This window comes from Vibrio sp. 10N.222.48.A3 (assembly GCF_041475345.1).
Lineage (GTDB): Bacteria > Pseudomonadota > Gammaproteobacteria > Enterobacterales > Vibrionaceae > Vibrio > Vibrio tasmaniensis_A.
On sequence record NZ_JBFRVX010000244.1, the window covers coordinates 1 to 2,043 of the forward strand.

The following is a 2,043-nucleotide window of genomic DNA, read 5'->3' on the forward strand; positions in this document are numbered from 1 at the left end:
CTGCAATGCCAAAGAGTAACCCAATGATCACTGGCGAAGGATTTGCCGTCACCGTTAGGTAGCCAGCTAAAGATAGACTTGCTGGTGCCGCCATAATCGCAATCGTTGGTTTTGCTGCGTCAGGCACTTCGTGAGAGAAGATCAAGCGGTAAACCATTATTGGTAGCATTACCGCATAAACCAATAAGCCAAAGACTAAAGTCGCGTGAGCAACGGGCTCTAAGATCGGGTTACCTGAAAAAGAAACGTCTGCCACGATAATACCGATTGGTGGCACAAACCAGCTTGGCACCATGTGGTGAATCTCAAAGTTTTTAGCTCTGTGGTATAAGAAGCTCACCAAGAACACGACATGTAACGCTACCGAAGCGAGCCACACAGCTTCTTGTAAGAATTGAGAGATTGGAGCCAACGAAGCAGACACCACCATACAACCCATTGCGAATGTGGGTACAACACTGCCGACAACAGGGTGAGCAAGATCTGCACGTAATAAGTGGCCGTGAATCAAAAATTTCACAGCTAAAACAAGAAGCAATACCGCCGCAATACCAGCACTGACCCACTGCACCAAACCCGGTGTGTGCAAAATACCTTGTGCGACTAAAACACCATCCCAACACCAGCCTAAACTTGCAATTGCGAGTGCTAACCCTGCCATGGGAGTTGGAGCTCCTGTTAATCTATATTTAATACGTTGAATCATGTCAGCCTCTCTTAAACTTAATTCACTAAACTTGTGAACTCATCAGCTTGTTGAAGCCATAATACGCTTGCGCTTCGTTAAACAATATCCAATTATATATAACAAATGTTCATTAATACTGAACGATACCTTTCCACCAGCAGCGTAAAACTAGGAACCTGATGGCTAATATTTCAATCAAACAACTCAAAGTGTTTGTCACTATTACCCAGCATTCGACATTGACCGCAGCCTCTGAGGCTCTGTTTCTGTCTAAGGCCGCTGTCAGCATGGCGCTAGGCGAAATGGAGAAACAACTCGGTCACTCTCTATTTGACCGGGTTAATAACCGATTAATTCTCAATCAAGAAGGACAAAAGCTTCTTCCTTTGGCGGATGAGATATTACATCGTGCTGCTGGTATTGATGTTTTGTTCCGTGACGACCAGCCTTTAAGTGGCAATCTAAAGGTCGGTGCGAGTGACACAATTGGTAATCAGGTCGCACCGTTTATTCTGTCTGGCTTTCGCGAGCTAACTCAGCATCAAGATCAGAGCTTATTCATTTCAAACAGTGCGCTGATCTGCCAAAAGTTGGTGGATTATGAACTGGATATCGCGTTAATTGAAGGAAAAACACTCCATCCGGAGTTGATCTCTAGCCAGTTCAGTAGCGATGAAATGTGTATTATTGTTAGTAATCAACACCCTCTCAATTCAAAAGAAAAAGTGATTTTAAGCGATTTAGAAGATAGTCATTGGATTTTACGTGAGTCTGGTTCAGGCACTCGCGAGTTTTTCCTTCGTGCCGTCGCACCGCGTATCGAACACTGGTATGAATCCTTTGAACTCAACACCACCGAGGCGATCATCAATTCAGTTTCTGCCAATCTTGGATTCGCGTGTTTATCACGACTGGCGGCGCAACGAGCAATTGACTCAGGCCGAGTGAAAGCACTCGATGTCCCACTCGACATGAAACGACGTTTCTGGATGCTGGTACACAAAGACAAATACCAGAGCCCGCTGCTGAAATCTTTCATGAGTTATTGTGAAGACTGGGCTACACATCAAGATTGAGGCCGCATTGTTAGGGCTCCAACTGGACTTTTAACATCAGAAACTGTATAAAAAGCCAGTAAAATTTTATCAAACTTAGAGGATTAACCATGGCTGTTATCGTCAAGTACGTGGTCGAACGCAACGGAGAAGAGAAAATGACTTTTACCTCTAAAGCCGAAGCTGACGCATACGACAAAATGCTGGATATGGCTGATGAGCTTTTTGAACTATTAAGCAAAAGCGATTTAGTTGAAGATGAAGGCAAGCAAGAAGAGCTTGCTATGTACCTAGCGAAGA

General features: G+C 44.3%; 3 protein-coding genes. 2 read left to right on the forward strand and 1 reads right to left on the reverse strand.

What is annotated here, in order from left to right; genetic code table 11:
• On the reverse strand, positions 1-661 hold a 661-nt coding region (locus tag AB4653_RS08230; RefSeq protein WP_372103790.1), incomplete at its 3' end, for a TDT family transporter.
• Positions 662-867: 206 nt separating this feature from the next.
• Between AB4653_RS08230 and AB4653_RS08235 the strand changes: the two genes are divergently transcribed.
• On the forward strand, positions 868-1,764 hold the full coding sequence (locus tag AB4653_RS08235; protein WP_009848350.1) for a LysR family transcriptional regulator: 897 nt from the start codon (positions 868-870) through the stop codon (positions 1,762-1,764).
• 89 nt (positions 1,765-1,853) lie between these two features.
• Positions 1,854-2,043: YebG family protein (locus AB4653_RS08240; protein WP_372103793.1), on the forward strand; the 190-nt coding region annotated here is incomplete at its 3' end.

Bases quoted from the DNA above. Each gene is read 5' to 3' on its own strand.
- AB4653_RS08235 (WP_009848350.1), top strand. From the start codon at position 868: ATGGCTAATATTTCAATCAAACAACTCAAAGTGTTTGTCACTATTACC.